Below are 19068 nucleotides of genomic sequence, written 5' to 3'. Positions count from 1 at the left end.
CGAGCCTTTTTTATTTTTGAACTGGCAGATGCCCGGTTTTGACCCAAATCACCGTTTCTTCTCCGACAAATGGCGTGTGTGAACTCAAATGTGGATTTCGCATCCAGGTATGCTTGGGATAGATGCCGAACTCATCTTGAAACTCGCCAGATAAAACTAATATTTCTTCGCCACCAAAGTGTTGGTGTGCTTGAAACTGTTCTCCTTTCGGCCATTTCACCAGCGCAACACGTTCATGACCAAATTCATGCAAAGGCATCACTTGCAGACCGCCAATTCCGGGGAGCCACTCTGCCTTATTGGTATTGATGCGTACTTCCGAAAGATCTTGCGGATCAAATTGGTTCAGTTTTACCAAAATGACACACCCTTCGTTACTGAACGGAGCATGATGGCTACCTGGAGGGTTGCGAATGTAAGTACCAGCAGGGTAATCGCCATTTTCATCAGAAAATACGCCTTCAAGCACTAAAATCTCCTCACCGAACGGGTGGTAGTGCGTCGCAAAGCGTGATCCAGCTTCATATTTTACAATACTGGTGGTGTGCCCTGATTCTTTCGCTTCACGCTCTAATGGTTTACGCCAAACGCCTTTGGCCGGGCTGGCAATCCATTCTTGTTGAGTTGTGTTAATCACAACTCTCTGAGTGAAATTCATATTCAACATGCTGAAATTCCGAGACCTATTTTTAGCAGACCGTATTTATTCTATACGTATCACACCCTAAACCGACTTAAAACCTACAGCAAGAGTGTATGAAAATTTGTTGGGAAAGGACGAATCCAAAGCCCCGACTAACGGATGTACTGGAAAAATACTGACCAATTGTATCGGATCGCTCACAACTCGCTCTTAGAATTTATCTATAGTTTTACTAGCGACGCAAAGGCGTGCTAGAACGAGAAGCAAAAGAGGATACAGGAACAAGTGCTGAAGCGCAGGGTGTATTCTCAAAAATATAGGAACACCAAGATGAAACATGACAAAGTAGCCATTGTCACTGGTGCCGCTCGCGGTATTGGACGAGCGATTTGTGAGCAACTATTAGAAGATGGCTTTTATGTCATCGGGTTAGATATCTCTCCGGTCGAATGGAGCCAGTCATCACAGCTCACCAGCTATCAAGTTAACCTATGTGACTCCAAAGGGGTCAATGAAGTCGTAGAGAGCATCATTCAGCAACATCATCGCATTGATGTATTAGTTAATAATGCAGGTATTACTCGAGACGCTCTACTCCAGGATATGCTGGAGAAAGATTGGGACAGTGTCATTGATGTAAACCTAAAAGCGGTATTTTTATTAACGCAAAGTGTCGCTCCAGTAATGTTAAACCAAGGTACTGGCAGTATTGTGAATATTTCTTCCATCGTGGGTACTGATGGGAATATTGGTCAGAGTAATTATGCTGCCAGCAAAGGCGGTGTTATCTCTATGAGCAAAGGGTGGGCGAAAGAGCTTGCTCGAAAAGGCGCACAAATACGTGTGAATTGTGTGGCTCCCGGATTCATTGTTACTGATATGACCAAAGACCTGCCTGAGAAAGTGATCAAAATGATGGAAGGTAAAACTCCACTAGGACGGATGGGGTCCGTTCGAGATATCGCAAATGGTGTTGCCTTCTTAGCATCAGATAAGAGTGAGTTCATTACAGGACAAGTGTTAAAAATCGATGGTGGCTTAGTCTTGTAGTCTCTTCACGCCGTCCCTTCATGGGGCGGCTTTTTCCTGCCCCTAGCCATATCTGCTTGATTTATCTTATAGCGCTAAAGAAAAAAACATAACCAAAGGTTCTAATCAAACTCGTCTTGAGGGCTTTAAATTTATGGTTGCGACCTAATATTCTGTTTATGACCAAATGAATTCAAGACATGGGATTGAGTGGCACACTACTGATCCTATCAGCCAAAGGCGCATTCAAACACGACAAGGAATAACAATGTCAAACGAGTACATACCACCAAAAGTTTGGACAAACGACAGTGAAAATGGCGGCCAATGGGCAAGCATCAACCGTCCGGACTCAGGCGCACGTCATGAGCAAGAGTTACCCGTTGGTGAGCATCCATTCCAGCTATATTCCATGGGGACACCAAATGGCCAGAAAGTCACCATTATGTTTGAAGAGCTGTTGGCTGCTGGTGTGAAAGAAGCGGAATACGACGCACATTTGATTAAAATCGGTGATAGTGACCAGTTTGGTTCCGGGTTTGTTGCCGTTAACCCAAATTCAAAAATTCCTGCGTTAGTCGATCGTTCTGGCGAAGAGCCGGTCAATGTTTTTGAATCTGGCAATATTCTTTTCTACTTAGCGGAAAAATTTGGCCTGTTCTTGCCTAAAGAAGGGGCAAAGCGAGCGGAAGTAATGAACTGGTTGTTCTGGCTACAAGGGTCTGCTCCATATCTTGGTGGTGGCTTCGGGCATTTCTACGCCTATGCACCAGAGAAGTTTGAGTATCCTATCAACCGATTTACCATGGAAGCGAAACGTCAATTAGATGTTTTGGACAAACGCTTAGCGAACAATGAGTTTTTGGGTGGCGACGAATACAGTATCGCGGATATCGCCACTTGGCCTTGGTATGGCAACCTAGTTTTGGGTCGAGCGTACGATGCGGCTGAATTTTTAGACGTAAATAGCTACGAGCACGTAGTCCGTTGGGCAAAAGCCATCGATCAACGTGAAGCAGTCAAACGCGGTCGTATTGTTAACCGAACTTGGGGTGAAGAAGGCGAGTATCTTGAGGAGCGACATAGCGCACAAGATATTGATGACGTGTTAAAGCTAAAACCTTAGGCTCAATCCTATTATCCTGCGTACCATTCACGAAATTGGTGCGCAGTTTTCTATTCTGATCTACGATCAACTCGCATACTTAAATCCATCAATGATGAATTTATTAGTCAATACTGAAAAGGATTAACGAAGCGTTACGTTTAGTAATATTAGTATCAACACCGGAAAAGACTTTTCTATTTAATTCTAGTTTGAATACATAAACGTCATTAATATCTGACATAAGTGACATTTATATTTCATTTCTATACTTCTGATTTTGCTTTTTAAATCGATTAATTGATTGGTTTTCTTGCCTATCCTACTTTATTTCCCCAGCCATATTATTGACCCTTAGCTAACAATATAAAATCAAAGAGACGCAATACTATCGCTATTGAAAGTCATGTTTCGTTGATTTTCATTGCCCCCTATTTTCCAGTTCGCCAGCATGAACTGTGTTGTTGTTATGTCCGCACACGTGTTTCTTATAACCCGCCTGAGTGCGGACGATTTTTTATCTTCGCTCGCTACAGTATTAATGGCTGCTAGTGCAGTCTCGGGCAATTCTCTCTTCATTTTTCTGGTTAACGCTATCGTCTGTAACCTTGCCAACTTGGCGCACCCACGTTTCTAATTACCAATAACGGAATACTCTTAAGTTGATGTTAGCGAACGGCCTCTATTGAAGGTCAATACGTTGTTTTTTGTGATGACGATGAAGATGATGACAGTAGTGGCGGATCGTTGGGCTACATGTACTTATCGTTGATGTTACTTTTAGTGGCAGGCAGAAGAAAAGTTATTAATCGCTAGTACTGATAAACACAAAAAGAACGCCCCGAGTTAAGTCGGGGCGTTCTTTTTTTAATTAAAGTGCTGCAAGAATTGTTTCTGCGTTGCTCACTTCAAACTTCTGTGGTTCTTCAACATTAAGTTTGGTCACGACACCATTATCAACAATCATCGCATAACGTTGAGAACGAATACCACCAAAACTGCCGGTATCCATTTCCAGACCAAGTGCTTTGGTGAAGCTAGCATCACCGTCACCCAGCATCATAATCTCAGAGGCATTTTGAGCTTCACCCCAAGCGTGCATAACAAATGCGTCATTTGTTGCGATACATGCGATAAGATCAACGCCTTTTGCTTTTAGCTGGTCTGCTAGAACAACATAGCCTGGCAAGTGAGCTTCTGAACAAGTTGGAGTGAACGCGCCCGGGACAGCAAACAACACCACTTTTTTATTCGCAAACAGCTCAGTTACGTCGTGATTTGCCATGCCATCGGCTGTTAGTTCACTGACAGTTGCAGAAGGTAGTGCTTGGCCTTGTTGAATCATAATTGTCTTCCTTTTGATATTCGTTATTTGTCTCAGTCAGTCTAGCGCTTAAGTTGAACATTAACCACTGAGGGTTTGTAGGGGTATACCCAAGTATTATTAACATTCTGAATTAAATCGGAAAGTCATTTGAGTATACACATCAATTTATAACGATTTAGCGAGTCTCAATTTCTATAAAGAAGAATGATTTTCAACGTAGTTTTTTACTTGAGAACGATAGTTAGCTTTTAGTTGATCATCAATGAAACTTGCTTCTATGGCGTTAAGCGTGAACTGCGCGATCTCATCGTTGCTCATTGGGTGTGCCTGACTCACGGCGAGGAAATTGTCGGTCATGTAGCCACCAAAATAAGCCGGGTCATCTGAATTGATGGTGACCGCTACACCTTGTCGGAGAAGATCGACAATGTTGTGCTGCTTCATGTCATCAAAGACACACAGTTTAATGTTCGATAGTGGACAGACCGTAAGGGGCATTTTGCTTTCGATAAGTGAGGCAACCAAGGTTTTGTCTTCTACGCAGCGAACGCCGTGGTCAACGCGGCTGACTTCCAACATTTCAATCGCGTCAGAGATATTTTGCGCTGGGCCTTCTTCACCTGCGTGAGCAACCGTTAATAGACCCGCCGCTTTTGCTTGTTGGAACACGCGCTCAAATTTTGCTGGTGGATGGCCTTTTTCTGATGAATCTAAGCCGACACCAATGATTTTGTCTCGATGTTTGAGAATGGATTGTAGCGTTTCGATTGCGCTCTCTTCAGATAGGTGACGAAGGAAGCAGGCAATGACTTGAGAAGTAATGCCAAGTTGTTCCTGACCATCTTTTAAAGCGCGACTAATTCCGTTGATCACTGTATCAAAATCAATACCGCGTTCGGTATGAGTTTGAGGATCAAAAAAGATTTCCGTATGAATGACGTTATCGGCCTTGCAATGTTCTAAGTACTCCCAGGTTAGGTCATAAAAATCTTGCTCCGTACGTAAAGCGTTCGCGCCCTGGTAGTAAAGATCGAGAAAAGATTGTAAATCTTCAAACTGGTAAGCTTCGCGTAATTCACTAGGGGTCGAGTACGGGATTTCAATATTGTTGCGTTTAGCAAGCTTGAACAGCAACTCTGGCTCAAGTGAACCTTCAATATGTAAGTGTAACTCTACTTTTGGAAGACCTTGAATAAATGCGTTCATATTCCACCTTTCGTGTATTGTGGATGCAGTTACTCTAAGAATAGGTATTGATAGAAATAAGTCGAACGCTATTACAAAGAGTAAGATACATCGTGATCTCAACTCTTCGTAATCAGCACTTTGCGGGAGCTGGTAGAGACCCCCAAACCATATCATTGGGGTTATACGAAGCAAACGGTTGCGATTATACGCAAAATTATCAATTTGACTAGGGGTTTATTGGTGTCACTGAACGAGTGAAATAATCGGAGGATATTCAGTTAGGCTGTATAGAAGAGGATTTGGATAGAAAAGGCACTGTTCATGTGAGTGAAAGGCAGGCGGCGTTACCTTACACTTAACATGAAGAAAGAAAACGATGTTAATCTTTTAGATGTATTAGTTCCGACTAGATCTGACACTTCAATTTGAAAAGAAGAGAGTTACCCACTTTGATTAAAGGTGCTTAATCACTAATCAAAGACAAAAAGAGGTAACTCTCATGCTTCATACTAGCAATCCAATCATCAAACACAAAGCGGGCCTTCTCAATCTTGCAGAAGAACTCGGTAATGTATCTAGAGCCTGTAAGGTTATGGGGGTATCAAGAGATACTTTCTACCGTTATCAAGAGTTGGTTGAGACGGGGGGTATTGATGCTCTGATTAACCAGAGCCGAAGAGCACCGAACTTAAAGAACCGTGTTGATAGTGAAACTGAGCAAGCCGTTATCAAATACGCCATCGACTTCCCAGCTCATGGACAAGTTAGAACGAGTAATGAATTACGTAAACTGGGGGTATTTATCTCTCCAAGTGGCGTACGCTCAATCTGGCTTCGCAATGACCTAGAGAACTTCAAGAAACGTCTTATCGCACTGGAGAAACAGGTCGCAGAGAGCGGTATTATCCTAACAGACGAGCAAGTTGCTGCCCTTGAGCGCAAAAAGCATGATGACGAAGCTTGTGGTGAGATAGAAACAGCGCACCCAGGTTATCTTGGCTCTCAAGACACGTTTTATGTTGGCAACCTTAAAGGTGTTGGACGCATCTATCAGCAGACGTTCGTTGATACCTACAGCAAAGTTGCCTTCGCTAAGCTCTACACGACAAAAACACCAATCACCGCAGCAGATATGTTGAATGATAAGGTTCTGCCGTTCTTCGAGACTCATGAGCTGCCAATGTTGCGAATCTTGACTGACCGAGGCACTGAATACTGTGGTCGTGTTGAGCAGCACGATTACCAGCTCTACCTAGCCATTAATGATATCGACCACACGAAAACTAAAGCGATGTCACCACAAACAAATGGTATCTGCGAACGCTTCCACAAGACCATATTGAATGAGTTCTACCAAGTGACATTCAGAAAGAAACTGTATGGTTCTATCGAAGAGTTGCAGAAAGATCTGGACGAATGGATGGACTACTACAACAATCACCGTACTCATCAAGGAAAAATGTGCTGTGGCAGAACGCCGATAGAAACATTAGAGGATGGAAAATCAATCTGGGCTAAAAAGAATCTAGCCCAGATATAATCTGACAGGCACCAAGTCGAAAAACGGGTAACTGTCAGATCAGGTCTGAATTAGTACATTTTAGAGATCAAATAATTTATCAAACTCTCTTTGTTCCATAATGTCTTCAATACGGCGTCGAGTTTTTTGCTTAATCGCTGCATTATTTTGCTCAGATTCTTTCTTTTCTTTTTCTAATTGTTTGTTACTTTTCTTAGCCATAAAAAGGCCTCCAACTTGAACGTGAATACTATCAATGCCTGAAAAATGTTTTATTTGACAATAAAACTTCCTATCTTTGAACCTTCGTCACACAGAATTGCACCTTCACCGTTGTTTTCATTATATTGGAAGTCAATAGAAACACTGTTGGTTTGAAGTTTTGGCAATACATGTCGCATTAATATATCGCTGTTAAGTTGATGTATTCTGGCATTCCAAGTGGTTTGTGGTTGTTTTAAATTAAACTCAATTTCTAACATTTATTCTCCTGTTTCTTTACGATTTTCTCTTTGTTAAGTAGTTGGTACCAATGCCTTTGACGGCCTGTTCTTCTAGAGGACATATTACTTTCCTTTTATTAATAAAATATAAAATGGTACTGCCAAATTTTATTTTAGACAGCACTAAGCTAAGCCATTAAATGGCTATAAAATGTGAAGGATTTTTTGAAAGGAGAGAAGTTTGGTGCAGCATGGATATGCTACACCAAGAAAAGCAGTCTTATAGAGGAGTAACTTCAGTCGCTTGAGGACCTTTTTTACCTTGCTCTACGTTAAAGCTTACTTTCTGACCTTCAGTCAAAGTTTTGAAACCGTCAGCAACAATCGCGTTGAAATGCACGAATACATCTTGGCCGCCGTTGTCTTGAGATAGGAAACCGAAACCTTTTGTTTCGTTAAACCATTTTACTGAACCCGTTACTTTAGACATAAAAACACCTTTGAAATAAACATTTTAATTACGAATTTTCGTGTGGATCTTTTTTAAGCTATTGAATGTTCAATCAAGAGGAAGTTGTACGCAGGTGTCTGAATGGGTGATTCAAGATTTTACTGAGAAGGAACTTAAACTAAATGTTGCATTAACAGCTCTTCTTTAAGAGCCAACGCCCACTATACACCGAGTTTAGAAAATAGCCACATTTATTTTTTGGTTGGTGTTAGCCAATGTTCCAACAGTGAGCGAGCAGATAATTTGCCTCTATTTACACAACAGCGGAGGGAAAATTGTTGTAGTTCGAAAAAGTTGAACAATTAGCTCAACTGCATATGGTCATGATTATTTTCCGTCAACCTACAATAGGGACATACCGTTAGCCGAGTATTGCTAGCCATTTTAAAACGGCGAGCAAGGCTTTTGAGGAGAAAGGTTATGAGTAAAACAAGAGAAGTCCGTCAGATAATTCCTTCCCAGCCTACTGCGGATGGCGATGGCGTTAAAATTCGCCGAGTAGCTGGATTCAATAATGCCAGTTTTTCACCATTTTTGATGGTGGATGAGTTGAAATCTGATAACCGCGCTGACTATATCGGCGGTTTTCCTCCGCACCCTCACCGAGGCATTGAAACCCTGACCTATATGTTGAAAGGGCACTTTCAGCATCGTGATCACATGGATAATGTCGGTGAACTTCGTTCTGGTGGCGCTCAATGGATGGCTGCTGGCCGTGGTGTTATTCATAGTGAAATGCCAATTATGCAAGATGGCGAACTGCATGGTTTCCAGATTTGGATTAATCAGCCAGCAAAAAATAAAATGCACCCTGCTCAGTATCATGATTTCCAGCCTGAAACCATCACCGAAGTGAATGACGAAAATGTCGGCTTGGTTCGTATTATTGCTGGGGAACTTAATATCAATGGGAACCGAAGTAGCGGACCACTAACGAAAACGGGCGTTGATGCAACGGTTGCTGATTGGCGACCACATGCAGGCGCAACGCTCCAGCTTGTCACCGAGTCGAACCACAACATGATGGTTTATGTCTACCAAGGTAACGTTGAAACTCAGCAACGCGTGATAAAACAAGGCGAAATGGCGCTCTTGTCTCAAGGAGAGTTGGTTGAGCTGACGGCAAACGACGAAAGTGGAGTATTAGTTTTCATTGGCGAGCCGATTAACGAGCCTGTGGTTCACTATGGTCCATTTGTGATGAACAGCATTGAAGAAATCGAACAAGCAATTCAAGACTACAATGCGGGACTGTTTAAAACTTATTAGTCTTCTGGGCCACGAGCCACGCGACGAGCACAAGAGAATTGGAGCCTGATTATTGGGCTTATTAAAAAGCAAATACGATAATCCACTGCCATCGAATTTGCATTCGCCACGCCTTAGGGTGTGGCTTTTTTCATTTCAGAAAACAAAACAGATAGTCTTAAAAGCTTTCCCCAAAAAGGATATGAGATTACACATTGACAATGTTTGACAATCAAACTAAGTTTGTATCAAATATTTTGACTATCAAACAAATGAGCATTCAGGATGAAAGGTAGCGCAATGGCAGTTTCGCAGCATAGACACGATTTTGTGTCGCACAACCATACAGGTGAGAGACGAACTTTTTACGTACTCGTGCTTACCCTTTTCACTATGATAGTCGAGATTAGCGCGGGTACGCTGTTTGGCTCTATGGCGTTACTGGCCGATGGCTGGCATATGGGGACCCATGCGGCTGCATTTTGTATCACCTTGTTTGCTTATCGCTATGCTAAACAGCACGCAAACAGTGAACGGTTTTCTTTTGGGACAGGCAAAGTCAGTGTCTTAGGAGGGTTCACCAGCGCTATCGCACTTGGCATTGTTGCCTTGATGATGATGATCGAGTCTGCGCATCGGTTATTTAACCCAGAATCGATAAAGTTCAACGAAGCCATTACGGTGGCGGTCATTGGTTTAGTAGTAAATCTGGCGAGTATGTTGTTGCTAAAGGATCACCACCACCATGATCATCATCATGGTGATCACCATCACGATCATAACTTAGCTGCCGCGTATTTCCATGTACTGGCTGACACGTTAACGTCATTGCTTGCGATTGTGGCACTCATCATAGGGAAGTTTTATGGTTGGATTTGGCTGGATGCGATCATGGGTATGGTCGGTGCGCTAGTTATTGGTAAATGGACGATTGGCTTAATGCGACAAACAGCCCCGGTTTTATTAGATGAAAGCATTGATGAACAGTATCGACAAGATATGCGTGCAGAGCTTGCGCCTTATGCCGATGTTGTAGACCTGCATGTCTGGAAAGTCAGTGGGCACCATTATTCCGCTGCTATCGCGATAAAGAACCGAAGTAATAAATCACTCAGTGATTTTAAGCAACTGTTGGGTAAATTTGATAAGATTCACCATCTTACTCTCGAAGTACAAAACGACTAAACGATGAGCGAACTAGAAAAATTGAATCAGATGCTGACCGAATTCTACGATAAAATGTCGTCGTGGGAACAGTCAGTGGTGAAAGAAACGGGTTATTCACTGGCTCAGGTCCACACGATTGAAGTGCTTGGTGGGCATGGCGCGTTACGCATGAAAGAACTGGCAGAAAAACTGGGCATCACGACGGGAACGCTAACCGTTCAGATTGAAAAACTGGTCAATGCGAATTTGATAGAGCGTTGCGCTCATCCTGAAGATCGCCGGGCGATTGTGGTTAAATTAACGCCAGAAGGTGAGATTATCCATCGTCATCATAACCAGCTACACCTGGATTTAGTTCGTGACTTAACCCGACATATCGAGCCTGAGCAACAATCCATTTTTCTGACATGTCTGGAAAGAATGAATCGCGAGTTCTAACCTTTTTGAATAGTTCTCTTTACTCAATAGCAGAGTGCTCATTGCGCTCTGTTTTATGGTTTATTTAACCTGCTAATAACGACTGCTACTCTTTTGCTTTTTGCTCAGTTCTTTTCATCGACTCCCTACCAAAATTTCGAGTTTGTAAGTCATTATCTTTGCTGACAATACTCGACGCCGACATCATATCTCTCGTTATTGTCGCCTGAATCTCCTCCTATCAAGAGGATCTTTACTATGCTTGTAGTTCTGCTTTGAGAAGAAACGCAGGCTCGTGAGCTAGGTATTAATCTTCATTGTTAGGTGACGCTATGAACACACAACCAACCTTAATTGAGTACGCAGTGGCAATCATTGGCTTACTTTTGACAGGCGTTGCCCTCTGAGAATAATCTCCCAGAGGGCAGAGAGTTCTATCGATTAATATTGAAGCGTGCCATTGCAGCTTCTTCTTTCGATACGACAGTTTTACCAATTGGCGCAAGAGAGATCATCGCCAGTTTCAGGTGCTGAAGTGCAAACGGAATACCAATGATGGTAACGAAGCAAGCAACCGCGGAAATGACATGACCGATTGCCAGCCAGATACCTGCAAACACAAACCACACAATATTGCCAATAACGCCAAGTGGACTGGTTCCGATGTCCATCTCCTTGGTCAGTTCATCACGTGAAATGGCTTCCTTTCCGAACGGGAAGAACGAAAAGTTACCCATGACGAAACAGGCGCGCCCCCACGGGATACCTATAATGCTGATAAAGGCTAGGATGCCGAAAAACCACCACAGCAGTCCCATAAATACGCCACCCAACACAAACCAGATGATGTTGCCAAGAGTTCTCATTCTATTTCCTATTTCTAATCGTCGATTTTAAATCGAGTTCATGCCACCGATGTAAAGTGACGTCATTGAATCCAAGCTGGACATGATTTTAAGTATGTCACAGGAATCTTAACAGAGTATGAATAACATTAATCTGAGCTATGGAGGGGAAGTAACTAGTTGTAAGGCAGGAAGAATATCCACGCCACCATGCTTCTTCACTTGAACTAAAGCAAATGAACGTGGATACCGTATTGACGGCGCTTAACGTAAAATGGCTTTCTCAATTTGTTGGCATATTGCTTCCGCTAATTGGTGGCTGGCGATATTGCGATCGACAACTGTATTCCCCAGTTTTCCGCTTTCTATGACGCTAAACCAATCTAATAGCATGGCATGGAAGCCTTTACTGGTTAGCATTGGCGTCCAATCCTTCAAGCTTAATTTTTGCTCTTGGTTTTCTTGCCAAAGTTTGCCCTCCATAAAAGAGTCGAACTCGACCGCTTGGTTGGCGTAACACGCCTGTACTCGTTCGGTTGTGATGCCAAAATGGCGATTCATAGAAGCGTGCAGAAGTGTCTCACCATGTTGCCATTGCACATCCAGCCGTGCTAACTCAGCTCCATCAAACTGATGCGTGACGTAAACGTCCTGCAGGTTGGCTTTAGCCACAATGTTCACACTGTCTAACGGATGAATGAAGTCGTCAAAAATAAAAGTACGAACGTCACCTGGCAAGTTATGTCGATTCTTTTCCCAGCGAAGTGACTTCAATCCAGTGAGTTCGCCCTTTTGGACGCCATGCATGTGTTGATTGTAGAGCGGGATATGGCGGCGATTGAAGCCAACATAAAGAGGCTGATTCGTCTGAGCCGAAATCTCATACAGTTTTTCGACCTCTGCGGCGTTGTCAGCCAGAGGTTTATCTACAAAGGTCGGAATACCCTGCTTTAAAAAGTATTCAGCGATTTGAAAGTGGACACTGGTAGCGGCGTGTATCATGACGGCATCGACGCCGAAGTTCATAAGTTGCTGATAGTCATGACAGGTTTCTGCGATTCTATACTGTTGAGCCAGAGCGCTCAGAGTTGCGGTATTTCTGGTACAAAATACCAAGTCAATATCGGGGAGCTGAGTGATAACAGGAAGATAAGCTTTTTGCGCAATATCTCCTAAGCCGATGATGCCAATTTTCATCTGGATTCTTCTCTTTGTCGTGACTAGCAGCCGAGTATAGCAAGGGTGAAGGTTAATTTGCTGCAGTGCTATGTTATAAAAAAGCCTGACTCACAATTTGTGGTCAGGCTTAATGTTCAGGTTTAATTATCCAGCTGTAATGACTTATCCCTTAGACATTTGGCGTGCGACATGTTTTGAAAATGTCCAGTGCACCGTCGTACGCGCTGGTTTTAACATCCATAATGCCTAACAATGAGTGGAAGACATTATCCTGAGAGTATTTACCCACGCTTTGCGCTTCTTGGCTCAAACAGTCGGTATTAATCTGTTTGGCCTGCTTAAAGTTTGGTGACATCCACATCATAAAAGGCACACGCTTTTGGGTGTCTGGTGCGAGGCTGTAAGGCATGCCATGCAGGAACATACCGCTTTCACCCAGAGATTCTCCATGGTCAGAGATGTAAACCAAAGCCGTGTTGTATTTGTCTTCCAATGTCGTGAGTTTATCGATGGTCTGTTCTAGTACATAGTCTGTGTAGCGGATGGTGTTGTCATAGCTATTGACTATTTGTTCGACACTACAGTTTTCGATATCAGCGCGAGGGCAATCTGGCTGGAAGAACGCTTTGTCTTTCGGATATCGCTGGAAGTAGGTTGGACCATGACTACCGATAAGGTGCAGCGTGACGACTCGGTTACCCTCCATACTATCTATTTCTTGCTCAAAGTTGTCGAGAAGCGCCATATCATAGCAAGTCGTGCCATTACACCATTGATCTGTCTTCGTTCTGTCTACCGCGATCTTTTTTACTTTATGTGCAACGTGCTTATCACCGCCATCGTTTTCTTTCCACATCACGTCTATGCCCGCTCGTTGCATAATATCTAACACATTGTCTTGGTTATCTGCTTTGCTGCGGTCGAAGTTATGGTGTGTCAGTTGGGAAAACATACACGGAAGCGATACCGCTGTTGCGGTGCCGCAGGAAGCAAAATCCTGAAAGGAAATCACGTCTAGCTTACTGGTGTAGGGGTTCGTTTTTCGCTCATATCCATTGAGTTGATAATTTTGAGAGCGAGCAGTTTCACCGACAACAAAGACTAACAGCGTTGGCTTTTTCTGTGCTTTTGTTAAAGCTGCTGCGGATTGTTTGGCCTCGGTACCAATCTCGCGATAAGGCTCTGGTTCGGTAAGGTAAGTTTTTTTCACGTATCCGGCTGCGCTATAGACGAACTGAGTCGGGATGATCATCTTTTTCAGATAACTGTTGTTTCTGCCTACCGATGCATAGTCTTGATAATACAACGCTGCAATGCCCGCAATAACAGCAAGAGAGGCGATCATAGACACCAACTTGGTGATAGAAAAGTGCAAACATTGGCCGCTCAACGGACGCAATTTGGTGTTGGCTACTACCAGCGCAGGTACGATACCCATTAATAGCACCCACAAAGCGGAATACGCACTGAAGTAGGAGCTGGCTTCGCTGGTATCTGTTTCAACAATATTGGCGATCATGCCGTAGTCGAACAGTGTGCCATAGTTGTAACTCGCGTAGCTCACCATGCTCGATAGAATGAGCAGTAGGATAAAAAACGGTTTCCCTATCCACGGCCAACTGAACAAATTGAAAAGGAAGTTAAGTGCAGCGATAAAGAAAATTGGGATGGTAACAACAAACCCGACTTTAACGTTATCGAGGCTAGATAGAATCCCAATGAGCTCTTTGTAAATCGGGATATTGACAACAAGCGCAAAGTAAAACGCTAATAAAAAAGAAAAGGTAACGTAAGAGATCCCTTCTCGTTGTAAATCAACTGTCTTCATAAATAACTGCCTTACAAAAAACTAAAGCAAAAATGACGCCCAGACAAACAGGACGAGTAGTAGTGCAACAAATACGGCGGCAGAGCCAATGTCTTTGGCACGGCCACTTAGTACGTGCCATTCGTCGCTGACACGGTCAACAACCGCTTCTACGGCGGAATTAATTAATTCGACGATTAAGACCAAAAATAAACTGCCGATCATCAGCACTCGTTCTAAGGTTGTGACGGGCAAGAAGAATGCGCTGATCGAGAGAATGACGGAAAGGAGTAATTCTTGTCTAAACGCAGCTTCATTAATCCAAGCGGCTTTCAATCCTTGTAATGAATATCCGGTCGCGTCCATGACTCGGCGAATGCCTGTTTTTCCTGGTTTCAAAATAGAGTTCCAATACTGCTTATTGATAAATGCATGCCTGGTTTCGACGTGCCCCAAGCTAGTGGCGAGATTAATAGGTCAGGCGTGAAACATTTGTGAATAGCAAGAACAGAATTTAGATGGGCGAGTATGATCTTTTGTGGCGATAACCAGTGACAATTGAGTTTCAAATAAAAAAGGCGCAACAAGTGCGCCTGAAAAATGATGATTGATGTTAACGTTAAGCGGTTTGCTCGCTGGTGCAAACGACGCTGTTGTCACTGCCAAAACCATTCGGAACGTAGGCATCGGCTTGTGGGTCGTTTTCCCATTCAGCTTCATTTAGCAGGTAGCGGAATTGAATGTTTTGTTCCTTTGGTAAGCGAGTCTTAAACTTAAACTGGCCGCTGGTTTTAACCAGTTTCATTGGTTCTGGCTGCCAGTTGTTAAAGTCTCCCGCAATTTTTACGGATTCACGCTGCTCTTTATCAAGTTCAAAGGTGACTTCAACTTCATCTTTGGTTTTAAAAAATCTTTTTTTAAGCATTAATTTTTTCCTTGTTTGTACAAAAACTACCCTAACTATTACTAAGGTTTCATACTGAATTCAAGTTTTATCAGCTACAAGACGGTAAAAAAGGAAAAATAATCAGTTGTATAAGTAATGGGTTAGTGTTGACGCTTGTATGAACAGAACGTTTCTGTATGATGAAAATTATCCTACTTTTGAAGATGTTGGTATGCGTACCTTTAACCGTACATTGATGATGACATTAACTTGCTTGGTAGCCATGCTGCTAACGAGCCTTGCGCCTAATGTACAAGCAGAGACCATACCAAGTCAGAATCACAGTAATCAGGTTCCATTGAAAGAGCTTCAGGCTCAGCTTGGGGTTAATACTGACTGTATTGAGTCCTCAGAGAATGAACGAGTGCTCACTTCAGGGAAAGACCAACACACCAGTTGCAGTTCTTCATGTATTGTGAAGGTGCCTGTAACCTTGCCGCACAATAGTCTGATGCGCTTTCCTCACCGGCTTGCGCTTATTGGTAAATCTCCTGCCGTAAAAGCGGTATCGGTGATCTACCAGCCGTATCGACCTCCCATTGTTTGATTTTCTTCTAATCTAAATACAACGACTAATTGATTTAAGTAAGACGGCAGACTGCTGTCTAAAGGAAACAAACAATGAAGAAATTACTTGCGCTATGCAGCACCCTTTTACTTGCGTTTACGGCTCATGCAGCCCAGTTTGAAGAGGGAAAACACTACAAAGTGCTGGAGGCAGAGAAAGCAGCTAAACCGACAGTGACAGAGTTTTTCTCTTTTTACTGCCCGCACTGTTATAAATTTGAAAGCTTGGTTGAGAACTTGAAACCAGCCTTACCTGAAGACGCGCGATTTGAGAAAATCCATGTTTCATTTATGGGTGGGAATATGGCGGTTCCTATGGCGAAGTCTTACGCAACGATGGTATCTCTCGGAGTTGAAGATAAGATGATTCCGGTGATGTTTGCGCAGATCCACCAAAAGCGTGCGGCTCCTAAAGACGAAGCTGAACTAAAACAAGTCTTCACTGATTATGGTGTAGACGGTAAAAAGTTTGACGCAGCGTACAACAGCTTTGCTGTGAACTCGATGCAAAAGCGTTTCGACCAAGAGTTCAAAGCAAGCACGTTGACAGGAGTGCCGGGTGTGATTGTGAACAACAAGTACATTGTTATTCCCAATGAAATCAGTTCTTACGATGAGTATAACCAGCTAGTTAACTACTTACTGACCCTTTAAATATAAAACGCAAAAATGGCGACTTAATGGTCGCCATTTTTCTTAACCGTCAAGCAAACAGCACGATGCCATGCATCAACAAGACCCCGCAGGTGAGTTTTCCACGCATTCCCTGATAACCTTTTGGGTCGATTTCCTGTTCTACCTTCCTAATCAATTTTTCAGAGAACCAAACGGCAATGTAGCCTGCGGCCAGGAGAAGAATGGCTGTGACGTAGTGAGTGTGTCCCTGTAGCAGGGCACCCCATGCGAGTAAAACAAACAGGTTACTCAGCACCAAAATATTGCGACTCAATCGGTGGTAGTAATGGTCGATTCCGTTACCCCATAGCACGCCAGACAAGAAGCTTAAGATAACCGCACTGTAGGCAATAAAGAATTGATGGCCACTTAAATTAAACAAAGTGGTGTCAGTAATAATGAGCAGCAAACTAAGTAAGAATGGAATGAGTCCTAAATAGCCCAGCCGTAACATGGTAGAGCGTGTGGTGGTCATGATTGCTGTCCTACAGTTGTTGTTCAATCATATTAGTAAGCGTAGTACTTGTAGGAGATGTCGAACTTGGGAATGTCGCAATGACTTTGCCTTCTTTACTAATCAGAAACTTATAGAAGTTCCATCTTGGCGTGATACCGGCTTGTTGGCTGATTTCGCTGAATACTGGATTTGCATCGCTGCCCATCACTGAGCTTCGAGCCATCATCGGAAAGGTAACCCCGTAATCGAGGTAGCAAATTTTTGCGGAATTCTCTTCGCTGCCTTTATCTTGGTTAAAGTCATTGCTTGGAAAGCCTATAACCGCGAAATTTTTATCTTTGTACGTTTGGTAAAGCGATTCTAACTGTTCGAACTGCGGCGTAAATCCGCATTGACTGGCGGTGTTGACGACGAGCAATGTCTTCCCTTTAAATTGCTCACATAAATCAATTTCATCAGTGGAGTTGAGTAACCTTTGTTTGCCCTGAAGAATATCCGGGCAGCTAGCAGCAAAGGCTGTAGAACTCAGACTGAGTAGCCCGAGTAAGACCAAGTTCTTTATTCTTCCTTTCATGCTCCGATATCCTTATTTGTTTACCTTAGTCAGTATAGTGTTACTCTGCAGGTTAGAGATCGATCAAAAAAGCCGCGCAATTGCACGGCTTTCAAATAAGTTGGGGACGAGCGTTATGCCAGCTTCAAATCAAACTGATTACGGTATGCGACCATATCTTCAATGGTAAGCACCGGCATGTTATGAAGACGCCCAAATGCAACGAGCTCTGGTGTTTTCGCCATCGTGCCATCTGGATTGGTCACTTCGCACAATACGCCCGCAGGCTGTAACCCTGCCATTTGCATCAGATCAATCGTGCCTTCTGTATGTCCGCGGCGAGTCATCACGCCACCTGGGCGAGCGCGCAAAGGAAAGACGTGGCCAGGACGGGCAAGATCTTCAGGCTTCGCATGTGGATTTGCCGCTGTCTTGATAGTGGTAACACGGTCTGCCGCAGAGACACCTGTCGTTACGCCAACTTTCGCTTCAATCGAAACGGTAAATGCGGTTTGGTTTGCGCTGTTGTTGTCCACAACCATTGGTGGAAGTTCCAGCTTGTCTGCTTGAGTATCGGTCAGACAAAGACACACGATACCACTGCACTCACGGATCATTAGTGCCATTTGTTCGTTAGTCAGGTGTTCAACTGAGTAGATGATGTCGCCTTCATTTTCACGGTCTTCATCATCAAGCAGAAGCACACCACGGCCTTCCTGCAGTGCGGTAAGTGCGTTTTCAACGCGAGTAATTGGGTCGCCGAATTCGGCAAGTAGCGATGACTGATTCATGGTTAACTCCTAAATATGACCAGAATCAGGGCGGTATGAGAGCTCGCTGTAAAATGCGATCAAAAAGAAGTGCACCAGTTCCTCTCAACGAATCTAGCAAGCGTACTGGTGTATTCTTATTCTCTTTCATCCGGACTATAACCGTCGGCTCTGGCATCTCACCAGATCTGCTGACCTCGACGAATCGAGCGCTCGCGGGCTCACTCAAAAGAGTATACCGCCGGTGGGGAATTTCGCCCCGCCCTGAGAACAATTAAAATTTAGCCAAGTCTTTTTTAACTAAGACTGACCAAGGGATAGTACTGATTTAACGATATTTTGGGAAGCAGATTGCGCTTTTATTACATAAAAATGTGCTATCGACGAAAAAAGTCGGTGCGAATAAAGTGATCAATTTGCTCAGGGACAAAGGTGTTGTAGATCAGGCTAGTATGTGTTTGTTTTGCCTCAATATGATCTTGCATGCCTTCCAAACGGGTTTCGTCCACCGTTACCGTGCCGTCTGACATGGTATTATCACCGCGAATAAGCAGAGGACGAGCCCCGATAGGGACCGTACCCGCAATACTTCCAAGCTTTTGGGGAAAGTCCCAGACGTCGTCGTGTTTGTTTAAACCGTGATGAGGCGAGTTACCTAAAAGTGCGCCTAAG

22 protein-coding genes, 1 pseudogene and 2 riboswitches are annotated in these 19068 nt (G+C 43.5%); of the genes and pseudogenes, 8 read left to right on the top strand and 15 right to left on the bottom strand.

What is annotated here, in order from left to right:
* Positions 1 to 10 precede the first annotated feature (10 nt).
* The gene (locus L9Q40_RS15440) at positions 11 to 667 is read right to left on the bottom strand and encodes a cupin domain-containing protein (RefSeq protein WP_498793827.1); all 657 of its coding nucleotides are present in this window, start codon (positions 665 to 667) and stop codon (positions 11 to 13) included.
* 306 nt (positions 668 to 973) lie between these two features.
* On the opposite strand from L9Q40_RS15440, the gene L9Q40_RS15435 reads away from it, so the two are divergent.
* Positions 974 to 1693: a beta-ketoacyl-ACP reductase gene (locus L9Q40_RS15435; RefSeq protein ID WP_014233729.1), complete on the top strand. Its 720-nt coding sequence runs from the start codon at positions 974 to 976 to the stop codon at positions 1691 to 1693.
* A gap of 247 nt (positions 1694 to 1940) precedes the next feature.
* Positions 1941 to 2798: a glutathione-dependent disulfide-bond oxidoreductase gene (gene yghU / locus L9Q40_RS15430; RefSeq protein ID WP_491843562.1), complete on the top strand. Its 858-nt coding sequence runs from the start codon at positions 1941 to 1943 to the stop codon at positions 2796 to 2798.
* A gap of 850 nt (positions 2799 to 3648) precedes the next feature.
* Here the strand turns inward: yghU and L9Q40_RS15425 are convergent.
* Both L9Q40_RS15425 and L9Q40_RS15420 read right to left on the bottom strand, forming a co-directional pair.
* Complete coding sequence (locus L9Q40_RS15425; RefSeq protein ID WP_434171490.1) at positions 3649 to 4122, bottom strand: peroxiredoxin; 474 nt, start codon at positions 4120 to 4122, stop codon at positions 3649 to 3651.
* 174 nt (positions 4123 to 4296) lie between these two features.
* A complete protein-coding gene (locus L9Q40_RS15420; protein ID WP_498793826.1) occupies positions 4297 to 5310 on the bottom strand; it encodes an adenosine deaminase in 1014 nt (337 codons plus the stop codon).
* Between the two features lie 89 nt (positions 5311 to 5399).
* Positions 5400 to 5499: riboswitch (purine riboswitch) on the bottom strand.
* Positions 5500 to 5791: 292 nt separating this feature from the next.
* Here L9Q40_RS15420 and L9Q40_RS15415 point away from each other — a divergent pair.
* Complete coding sequence (locus tag L9Q40_RS15415) at positions 5792 to 6832, top strand: IS481-like element ISVvu4 family transposase (RefSeq protein ID WP_498792724.1); 1041 nt, start codon at positions 5792 to 5794, stop codon at positions 6830 to 6832.
* A 60-nt stretch (positions 6833 to 6892) separates the two neighbouring features.
* Here L9Q40_RS15415 and L9Q40_RS15410 read toward each other — a convergent pair whose 3' ends face one another.
* The 3 genes from L9Q40_RS15410 to cspE all read right to left on the bottom strand — a co-directional run bounded on the left by L9Q40_RS15410 (position 6893) and on the right by cspE (position 7744).
* Complete coding sequence (locus tag L9Q40_RS15410) at positions 6893 to 7033, bottom strand: PA3496 family putative envelope integrity protein (RefSeq protein ID WP_014233734.1); 141 nt, start codon at positions 7031 to 7033, stop codon at positions 6893 to 6895.
* A 50-nt stretch (positions 7034 to 7083) separates the two neighbouring features.
* The gene (locus L9Q40_RS15405; RefSeq protein WP_498793825.1) at positions 7084 to 7293 is read right to left on the bottom strand and encodes a hypothetical protein; all 210 of its coding nucleotides are present in this window, start codon (positions 7291 to 7293) and stop codon (positions 7084 to 7086) included.
* Between the two features lie 241 nt (positions 7294 to 7534).
* Entirely contained in the window at positions 7535 to 7744 is a 210-nt protein-coding gene (cspE, locus tag L9Q40_RS15400; protein WP_014233736.1) for a transcription antiterminator/RNA stability regulator CspE, read from the bottom strand.
* Positions 7745 to 8185: 441 nt separating this feature from the next.
* Here cspE and L9Q40_RS15395 point away from each other — a divergent pair, with 441 nt between their 5' ends.
* The 3 genes from L9Q40_RS15395 (at position 8186) to L9Q40_RS15385 (ending at position 10618) form a co-directional block, all read left to right on the top strand.
* Positions 8186 to 9034, top strand: coding sequence for a pirin family protein (locus L9Q40_RS15395; protein WP_498793824.1), 849 nt, complete (start codon positions 8186 to 8188; stop codon positions 9032 to 9034).
* Between the two features lie 279 nt (positions 9035 to 9313).
* On the top strand, positions 9314 to 10198 hold the full coding sequence (dmeF, locus tag L9Q40_RS15390; RefSeq protein WP_498793823.1) for a CDF family Co(II)/Ni(II) efflux transporter DmeF: 885 nt from the start codon (positions 9314 to 9316) through the stop codon (positions 10196 to 10198).
* Between the two features lie 3 nt (positions 10199 to 10201).
* Entirely contained in the window at positions 10202 to 10618 is a 417-nt protein-coding gene (locus L9Q40_RS15385) for a MarR family winged helix-turn-helix transcriptional regulator (protein ID WP_498793822.1), read from the top strand.
* A 413-nt stretch (positions 10619 to 11031) separates the two neighbouring features.
* Here L9Q40_RS15385 and L9Q40_RS15380 read toward each other — a convergent pair whose 3' ends face one another.
* The 5 genes from L9Q40_RS15380 to L9Q40_RS15360 all read right to left on the bottom strand — a co-directional run bounded on the left by L9Q40_RS15380 (position 11032) and on the right by L9Q40_RS15360 (position 15353).
* Positions 11032 to 11463 carry a YccF domain-containing protein gene (locus tag L9Q40_RS15380; protein WP_498793821.1) on the bottom strand — a complete coding sequence of 144 codons (432 nt, stop codon included), beginning with the start codon at positions 11461 to 11463 and terminating at the stop codon, positions 11032 to 11034.
* A gap of 243 nt (positions 11464 to 11706) precedes the next feature.
* Complete coding sequence (locus L9Q40_RS15375; protein ID WP_498793820.1) at positions 11707 to 12639, bottom strand: Gfo/Idh/MocA family protein; 933 nt, start codon at positions 12637 to 12639, stop codon at positions 11707 to 11709.
* 151 nt (positions 12640 to 12790) lie between these two features.
* Positions 12791 to 14449, bottom strand: a complete 1659-nt coding sequence (locus L9Q40_RS15370; RefSeq protein WP_498793819.1) for a phosphoethanolamine transferase — start codon at positions 14447 to 14449, stop codon at positions 12791 to 12793.
* A gap of 21 nt (positions 14450 to 14470) precedes the next feature.
* Complete coding sequence (locus L9Q40_RS15365) at positions 14471 to 14827, bottom strand: diacylglycerol kinase (RefSeq protein ID WP_014233744.1); 357 nt, start codon at positions 14825 to 14827, stop codon at positions 14471 to 14473.
* Between the two features lie 220 nt (positions 14828 to 15047).
* Positions 15048 to 15353, bottom strand: coding sequence for an isoamylase early set domain-containing protein (locus L9Q40_RS15360; protein ID WP_014233745.1), 306 nt, complete (start codon positions 15351 to 15353; stop codon positions 15048 to 15050).
* Between the two features lie 139 nt (positions 15354 to 15492).
* Here L9Q40_RS15360 and L9Q40_RS15355 point away from each other — a divergent pair, with 139 nt between their 5' ends.
* Entirely contained in the window at positions 15493 to 15921 is a 429-nt protein-coding gene (locus L9Q40_RS15355; RefSeq protein ID WP_020334129.1) for a hypothetical protein, read from the top strand.
* A gap of 74 nt (positions 15922 to 15995) precedes the next feature.
* Entirely contained in the window at positions 15996 to 16595 is a 600-nt protein-coding gene (locus L9Q40_RS15350; protein WP_498793818.1) for a thiol:disulfide interchange protein DsbA/DsbL, read from the top strand.
* A gap of 49 nt (positions 16596 to 16644) precedes the next feature.
* Here L9Q40_RS15350 and L9Q40_RS15345 read toward each other — a convergent pair whose 3' ends face one another.
* From L9Q40_RS15345 to L9Q40_RS15330, 4 genes and pseudogenes are all read right to left on the bottom strand, one after another.
* Positions 16645 to 17091, bottom strand: a complete 447-nt coding sequence (locus L9Q40_RS15345; protein ID WP_014233748.1) for a DUF3429 domain-containing protein — start codon at positions 17089 to 17091, stop codon at positions 16645 to 16647.
* Positions 17092 to 17101: 10 nt separating this feature from the next.
* On the bottom strand, positions 17102 to 17647 hold the full coding sequence (locus L9Q40_RS15340; protein ID WP_065297805.1) for a glutathione peroxidase: 546 nt from the start codon (positions 17645 to 17647) through the stop codon (positions 17102 to 17104).
* A gap of 113 nt (positions 17648 to 17760) precedes the next feature.
* Positions 17761 to 18417, bottom strand: coding sequence for a 3,4-dihydroxy-2-butanone-4-phosphate synthase (ribB, locus tag L9Q40_RS15335; protein WP_329354865.1), 657 nt, complete (start codon positions 18415 to 18417; stop codon positions 17761 to 17763).
* A 114-nt stretch (positions 18418 to 18531) separates the two neighbouring features.
* Positions 18532 to 18672, bottom strand: a riboswitch (FMN riboswitch).
* A 101-nt stretch (positions 18673 to 18773) separates the two neighbouring features.
* Positions 18774 to 19068 (bottom strand): annotated as a pseudogene (locus L9Q40_RS15330) (triacylglycerol lipase); the annotation flags it as partial.

This window comes from Allocatenococcus thiocycli (assembly GCF_921292965.1).
In the GTDB taxonomy this organism is placed as follows: domain Bacteria; phylum Pseudomonadota; class Gammaproteobacteria; order Enterobacterales; family Vibrionaceae; genus Vibrio; species Vibrio natriegens.
The sequence above is the reverse complement of the archived record's forward strand: the minus strand, read 5'-3'. Positions and strand labels throughout refer to the sequence as shown.